Genomic DNA, 7,590 nt, shown 5'->3' with positions numbered 1-7,590 from the left:
TGGCGGCCTCCCCCCCACAGCGGGGACACCCCCCCCCCACACACCACCCCCCCCCCCCCCCCCCCCCCCCCCCCCCCCCCCCCCCCCCCCCCCCCGGGGCGGTCGGGGAACGCGGTCAGCGCAACGTCACCGGCAGGCTGGAGTAGCCGTGGACGAAGTTGGAGAACAGCCGGCGCGGCTCACCGGCCAGCTCGATCTCGTCGACCAGGTCGCGCACCGCCTCCAGCACCGAGCGCACGTGGGCGCGCCCGAGGTAGGCGCCGAGGCAGAAGTGCGGTCCGTGGCCGAACGCGATGTGCCGGTTGGGCGTGCGCGACAGGTCGAACGACAGCGGGTCGGTGAACACCTCGTCGTCGAAGTTGGCCGAGCTGTTCCACAGCGTCACCACGTCGCCCGCCTTGATGACCCGCCCACCGAGCTCCACGTCCACGACGGCGCGGCGGCCGAAGTGCATGGCGGGCGTGGTCCAGCGCAGCACCTCTTCGGTCGCCGTGCCGATGTCGACCTTGCCGTCCTTGAGCGCGCGCCACTGCTCCGGGTGCTGGTGCAGCGCGAGGAGCCCGCCGATCGAGGACATGCGGCTGGACTCGTCCGCGCCCAGGATGAGGCTGTAGCAGTTGAAGACGATCTCGTCCTCGCTCAGCGGCGCGCCGTCCACCAGCCCGTTGGCCAGGGCGCTGACCACGTCGTCGCCGGGGTCGCGCCGGCGTTGCTCGGCCAGGCCCGAGAAGTACAGCAGGATCTCGTTGCGGGCCAGCCACTCCTCCAGCTCGGTGTCCTCGGAGCTGTACCGGCTCAGCGTCCGGTTGTTCCAGTCCACGAGCTTCGCCCGGTCCGCGACGGGCACGTCCATCAGGTCGCCGATCGTGTTGATCGGGATGTGGTCGGCGACGTCGGTGGCGAAGTCGAACGTCGGCCCGACCCGCTCGCCCACCAGCGCCAGGGTCCGCTGGTGCACCCGTTCGGCGACCTTCGCCAGCACGCGCGGCGAGAACGACTTGATCATCAGGTTGCGCACGTCGCGGTGCCGCGGGCCGTCGGTGACCGCGAGCATCTTGCCCGACGCCGAGTCCGTGCCGCGCAACAACGTGGACAGCACGTTGCCGTGCTCGGAGGTGAACCTCTTGTTGTCCTTGTACACCGCCACGACGTCGGCGTAGCGGGACAGCACCCAGAAGCCCGGCGTGCCGTCGCCCGGCGGGTTCCAGTGCACGGGGTCCTCTTCGCGCAGCCGCCGCCACATCGAGTGCAGGTCCACGTCCAGGAACGTCTGCGGGTCGGCCAGGTCCAGGTCGGCCAGGTCGACATCGGCCAGGTGGGCGGTCATGTCCGTGTTCTCCTCAGTTGGCGGTGCTCGCGTACCGGCGCAGGCTGACGAACGAGGTCAGCAGGAACAGCAGGCCGAGGGTCACCACGACGACCACCTCCGGGTGGTCGGTCGGGAAGCCGCCGCCGGTGGTGACCGGGTTGCCCCACAGCTGGCGGCAGGCCGTGGCCACCGCGCTGATGGGGTTCCAGGCCGCGATCGGCGCCAGCCACGCGGGCAGGTTCTGCTCGGACAGGAACGCGTTCGACAGGAACGGGAACACGACCACGACCAGCGGCGCGATCGAGTCGATGGTCTCCAGGCTCTTGGACGACATGCCCAGCAGCACGCCGACCCACGTCACCACGTAGCAGAACACGACCAGCACGCCGAACGCGGCGAGCGTGGGCAGCAGCCCGGTGTGCGAGCGCCACCCCAGCAGCAGGCCGACGCCCACGACGACGGCCAGGCCCATCACCGCGACCACGAGGTCGGCGATCGTGTGTCCGATGAGGACGGACGACCGCGAGATCGGCAGCGACCGGAACCGGTCGATCAGCCCGCCCTTCAGGTCCGTCGCGACCGCGATGGCGGTCGGGCCGACGCCCGCAAGACCGACCTGCAGCGCCGCGCCCGCGAACAGGTACTCCTGGTAGCTGCCGCCGCCGGGGATGGAGATCGACTGCTGGAACAGGTAGCCGAGCACCAGCATGGACACCAGCGGGTTGAGCGTGACCCCGATGAAGCGGCCGGGCGCCCGGCGCAGGTGCCGCAGCCGCCTGCCGGTCACGGCCAGGACTTCGACCAGGGTCGCCCCGGGCCCGGGTTTGACGTCGACCAGTGCGTTCACGATTCCCCATTCCCGGGCGGGCGGGACATCCCGGCCGCCACCGCCGCGCCGATCCGGGCCAGGTGGCCCGGGTTCATCATGTGGTCGTGCCCACCGGGCAGGTGGTGCACTCGGAGGGCGCCGACGTGCGGCGTCCACAGGTCGACCCGTTCGGCCAGCTCGTCCTCGGGCAGCTCGCCGGAGGCCGCGAACAGCAGCACCTCGCCGTCGTAGCGGGACGGCCGGTACCGCTCGGAGAACCGCGAGTGGACCTTCATCACCTCGATCATCGCCAGCACCCGCTCGTCGCCGAGCCCGGCCAGCGGGCTGCCGTCGCGGCGCAGCACCTCGACCACGTCCTCGGCGGTGATGTCGCGGCCCGCGAACTCCGACCGGTCGTGCCCGACCAGCTCCACCACCCAGCCGAGCATCGCCTGGTCGTCGCCGTGCGGGTCGTGCCTGCTCGGCGGGTAGGCGTCGAGGTTGGCCAGCACGCCGACCCGCTCGCCGTCGGCTTCCAGCCGCGCGGCCACCTCGTGGGCGAGGATGCCGCCGAACGACCAGCCGAGCAGGTGGTACGGGCCCTCGGGCTGGATCGACCTGATCAGGTCGAGGTAGTCCGACGCCAACTGCCCCAACGACGTCGGCAGCGCGGCCAGCTCGGTGATGGACGGCGACTGGATGCCCACCAGCGGCGTGTCCGGGCCGACGTGCGGCGCCAGGCCGATGTAGGGCAGGGCGAAGCCGACGCCGCTGTGCAGGCAGAACAGCGCGGGACCGGAGCCCGGCTTCATCCGCAGCACGGTGTCGAACGGCGTGGTCTCCTCCAGGGCGGCGAACTCCTCGAACACGCTGGAGATCGCCGCGGCCCGCGACGGCGCGCGGTCGTCCGCCGCGGCCGCCAGGTCGGCGACGGTCTGGTGCACGAACACGTCCGCGATCGCGATCGGCAACCCCGCCTTGCGGGCGCGGGTGACGACCTGGATCGAGCTGATGCTGTCGCCGCCGACCGCGAAGAAGTTGTCGTCCACGCCGACCGACGGCACGCCGAGCACGTCCGCGACGATCCCGGCCAGCAGCTCCTCGGCCGGGGTGCGCGGGGCGCGCGTGGAGGGCAGGTGCGCGAAGTCCGCGGCGGGCAGGGCCTTGCGGTCCACCTTGCCGTTGGGCGTCAGGGGCAGGGCGTCGAGCACGACCAGCGCGGCGGGCACCATGTAGTCGGGCAGCGACTCGCCGAGCTCCTTGCGCAGCAACGCGATGTCGCCGCCCGCGTCGTCGGCCGGCACGACGTAGCCGACGAGCCGCTTGTGGCCCTTGGCGTCGCCGTCGACGACCACCACCGCGTCGCGCACGGCGGACAACGCCCGGGCCGCGGCCTCGACCTCGCCCAGCTCGATGCGGTGGCCGCGGATCTTGACCTGGTGGTCGCGTCGCTCCAGGAACTCCAGGTTGCCGTCCGGGCGCAGCACCACCCGGTCGCCCGTGCGGTACATCCGCGCGCCCGCGCCGAGACCGGACTCCGCGGCGAACGGGTCGGGCAGGAACGTCACCGACGTCCGCGCGGGGTCGCCGAGGTAGCCGCGCCCGACGCCGAGGCCGCCGACGTAGAGCTCGCCCGGCACGCCGACGGGCAGCGGCCGCAGGTCGTCGCCGAGCACGTACAGCGCGGTGTTGCGCACCGGTTGGCCGATCGGCACGCGCGTGCCGCGCACCGGCCCGGTGATCACCGCGTGCGTGACGTCGTCGGAGCACTCGGTCGGCCCGTAGGCGTTGACCAGCGGGATGGCCGGGAACCGCGCGAACCACCGCTCGCACAGGTCGGCGGGCAACGCCTCGCCGGTGACGACCAGCCGGCGCAGCGACGGCAGCTCCGGCGCCTCGCCCGTGGTGTCCCACACGTCCAGCGCGGCGCGCAGCAGCGACGGGACGACCTCCAGCACCGAGACGCGTTCACCGGCCGTGATGCCGAACAACGCCTCCGGGTCCGCGGCGACCTCGCGGCCGACGACCCGCACCCGGCCGCCGACCACCAACGGCGCCAGCATCTGCCACACCGAGATGTCGAACGTCACCGGCGCGTTGTGCACCACCGCGTCCTGTTCGGACAGCCGCAGGTCGTCCACCTTGGCGAGCAGGTGGTTGACCATGCCCGCCCGGTGCACCATCGCGCCCTTCGGCTTGCCCGTCGACCCGGACGTGAAGATCACGTACGCGAGGTCGTCCGCCGCACCCGACAACGGCGGCAGGTCGCCGTCCTCGGCGCCGTCCAGGACGACCACCCGGGCGGCGCCCGCCACCTGTTCGGCCAGGCGGCGGTGCGCGGCGTCGGTCAGCAGCACGCGCGCGCCGCTGTCGGCCAGCAACGCGGCCGTGCGCGACACCGGGGCCTGCACGTCCAGCGGCAGGTAGGCGCCACCCGCGCCGAGCGCGCCCAGCACCGCCGATACGTAGCGCGCGCCCGGTGCGGCCAGCACCGCGGCCAGACCGCCGTCCAGCTCACGGGACACCGCGGCGGCGCGGCGCACCAGCGTCGAGTAGGTGACCTCGCCGTCCTCGTCCACGACGGCCACGGCGTCGGGCGTGCGGGCGGCGAACTCGCGCACCCGCTCCACCACGCCCCGGTACGCTTCCGGGCGGCGTGGTCCGGCGCCCGCGCCCAGCACCCGCTCGCGCTCCTCCGGGTCCAGCACGTCGAGCCGGCTCAGCCGCGCGCCCGGGTCGGCCACCGCGGCGCGCAGCAACCGCAGCAGCCGGTCCGCGATCCGCTCGACCGTGGACCGGGTGAACAGGTCGGTCGTGTACTCCAGCGCGCCCCGGATGCCCGTGGGCGCGCCGTCGGCGACCAGCTCGTCGAGCTGGAAGGTGAGGTCGAACTTCGCGCGCGGCGCGGCCACCGGCTGCACGCGGGCGTTCAGGCCGGGCAGGACGGCCGGCCCGTCACCGTCGTTCTGCAGCACCAGCATGACCTGGAACAGCGGCTGGCGGGCCGGCGACCGCACCGGGTTCAGCTTCTCCACCAGGTACTCGAACGGCAGGTCCTGGTGCGCGTACGCGCCGAGGTTCGCCTCCCGCACGCGGTGCACCAGCTCCTGGAACGTCGGGTCGCCGGCGGTGTCGGTGCGCAGCACCACGGTGTTGACGAAGAACCCGACCAGCTCGTCGAGCGCCTCGTCGGCCCGGCCGGCCACCGGGGTGCCGAGCGGGATGTCCGTGCCCGCGCCGAGCTTGCCCAGCAGGGCCGACACGGCCGCCTGGAACACCATGAACACGCTCGCGCCGGACTCGCGCGCCAGTGCCACCAGCCCCGCGTACAGCGGGCCGTCGACCAGGAACTCGACCTCGCCGCCGTCGTGCGTGCTCACCGCCGGGCGCGGGAAGTCGGTCGGCAGGTCCAGTTCCTCGGGCAGGTCGGCGAGCGCCTCGGTCCAGTACGCGAGCTGGGCGCCGAGCAGGCTCTCCGGGTCGTCCTCGGAGCCGAGCAGCTCCCGCTGCCACAGCGCGTAGTCCGCGTACTGCACCGGCAGCGGCGACCGGTCCGGGGCCACGCCCGCGCAACGGGCGCGGTAGGCGTCGGTCAGGTCGCGGGCGAACGGCGCGATCGACCAGCCGTCGAACGCGATGTGGTGGAAGACGACCAGCAGCACGTGCTCGTCAGGGCCGAGCAGGAACAGCTTGGCGCGCATCGCGGGTTCGGTCGCGAGGTCGAACCCGCGGTCCGTCTCGGCGGTCAGCACGCGGCCCAGCTCCGCCTCGGCGAGTTCGGCCACCTCCAGCGGCGGGTGGTCCGGCGGCAGGTCGGCCACCCGCTGGTGCGGCTTGCCGTCCTCGTCCGGGAACACCGAGCGCAGCACCTCGTGCCTGGCCACGACGTCGCGCAGGGCGGCGCGCAGCGCGTCGACCCTCAGCGCGCCGGTCAGGCGCATCGCCAGCGGCACGTTGTAGGTGCCGGTGGCGTTCTCCTCCAGGCGGTTGAGGAACCACAGCCGCCGCTGGGCGAACGACAGGGGCGTCCGCTCGCCGCGCGGCATCGGCGCCAGCGCCGGTCGGGCGCCCTGCGCGCCGCGCACCTGGTCGGCCAGCGCCGCCACGGTGCGCGCCTCGAACAACGCCCGGATGGGCAGCTCGACGCCCAGCGCGGACCGGGCCCGGCTGATGACCCGCGTGGCCAGCAGGGAGTGCCCGCCGAGCTCGAAGAAGTCCTCGTCGATCCCCACCTGCGGCAGGCCGAGCACGTCGGCGAACAGCCCGGTCAGGATGTCCTCGACCGGTGTGCGCGGTCCCCGGCCGCGAGCGGCGGGCGCGCCGGCCTCGGGCGCGGGCAGCGCCTTGCGGTCCAGCTTGCCCTGCGCGGTCAGCGGCAGCTCGTCCAGCGCGACCAGCGCCGCCGGGACCATGTACTCCGGCAGCGACTCGACCAGCAGTTCCCGCACGCCGTCGGGCACCGCGCCGGGTCGTTCGGGCGCGGGCGCGGCGGGCACCAGGTAGCCGACCAGCCTGCGGTCGCCGTCGTCCTCGCGGACCACGACCACGGCCTGGGCCACGCCGGGGTGCGACACCAGCGCCGACTCGATCTCGCCCAGCTCGATGCGGAAGCCGCGCAGCTGCACCTGGTCGTCCGCGCGGCCGACGTAGTCCAGCTGGCCGTCGGCGTGCCACCGGACCAGGTCGCCGGTGCGGTACATGAACCCGCCCGGCGCGTCGAACGGGTCGGCGACGAACCGCTCGGAGGTCAGGCCGGGCCGGTCGAGGTACCCGCGGGCGAGCCCGCCGGCGACGTACAGCTCGCCCGTCACGCCGACGGGCACCGGCCGCAGCAGCGGGTCGAGCACGTACACCCGGTGCGCCGCGGTCGGCGTGCCGATGGGCGGCCTGCCCTCGCCGGTCAGCGGGCCGCCGACGGTCGAGGCGAGCACCGCCTCGGTCGGCCCGTACCCGTTGAACATCCGGTGCCTGGGCGCCCAGCGCGCCACCACCTCCGGCGGGCACGCCTCGCCGGCGACGACCATCACCAGGTCGTCGGGCAGCCGGGCGTCCTCGGGCAGCCCGCCCGCGACCACCGGCGGCAGCGCCGCGAGGTTGACCCGCCTGGTCCGGATCAGGTCGAGCAGCGGTCGGCCCGGCGCGCGGGCGTCGTCGTCGGCGACCACCAGCGTGCCGCCGCCCAGCAGGGCCAGGCCCCACTCCCACACCGTCGCGTCGAAGCTGTAGGAGGCGAACTGGAGCACCCGCGTGTCGGGCGTGACGTCGAACTTCGCGATCAGGCTCCGGACCATGGCGACGAGCCCGGCGTGGTCGACCACGACGCCCTTGGGCCGCCCGGTGGACCCGGACGTGTAGATCACGTAGGCCGGGTGCCCCTGGCGCAGGGGGGGGGGGGGGGGGGGGGGGGGGGGGGGGGGGGGGGTGGGGGGGGGGGGGGGGGGGGGGAGGGGGGAGAGGGGGGGAGAGAAGGCAG

At 74.1% G+C, this 7,590-nt stretch carries 2 protein-coding genes and 1 pseudogene; all 3 read right to left on the bottom strand.

The window, feature by feature from the left end; all coding sequences use genetic code 11:
* Nucleotides 1-115 precede the first annotated feature (115 nt).
* A complete protein-coding gene (locus ACZ7GX_RS12910; RefSeq protein ID WP_498776015.1) occupies nt 116-1,327 on the bottom strand; it encodes a cytochrome P450 in 1,212 nt (403 codons plus the stop codon).
* 13 nt (nt 1,328-1,340) lie between these two features.
* Nucleotides 1,341-2,156 carry an ABC transporter permease gene (locus ACZ7GX_RS12905; RefSeq protein ID WP_498776012.1) on the bottom strand — a complete coding sequence of 272 codons (816 nt, stop codon included), beginning with the start codon at nt 2,154-2,156 and terminating at the stop codon, nt 1,341-1,343.
* A gap of 71 nt (nt 2,157-2,227) precedes the next feature.
* Nucleotides 2,228-7,590: pseudogene (locus ACZ7GX_RS12900) on the bottom strand (amino acid adenylation domain-containing protein); the annotation flags it as partial.

It is taken from the genome of Actinosynnema sp. NPDC037264 (assembly GCF_055603705.1).
Note: the sequence above shows the minus strand (reverse complement) of the source record. Positions and strands in the feature narration are given on the sequence as shown.

What these genes read in the sequence shown, in the direction of transcription:
- ACZ7GX_RS12910 (WP_498776015.1), bottom strand. Translation starts at nt 1,327, where the DNA reads ATGACCGCCCACCTGGCCGATGTCGACCTGGCCGACCTGGACCTGGCC.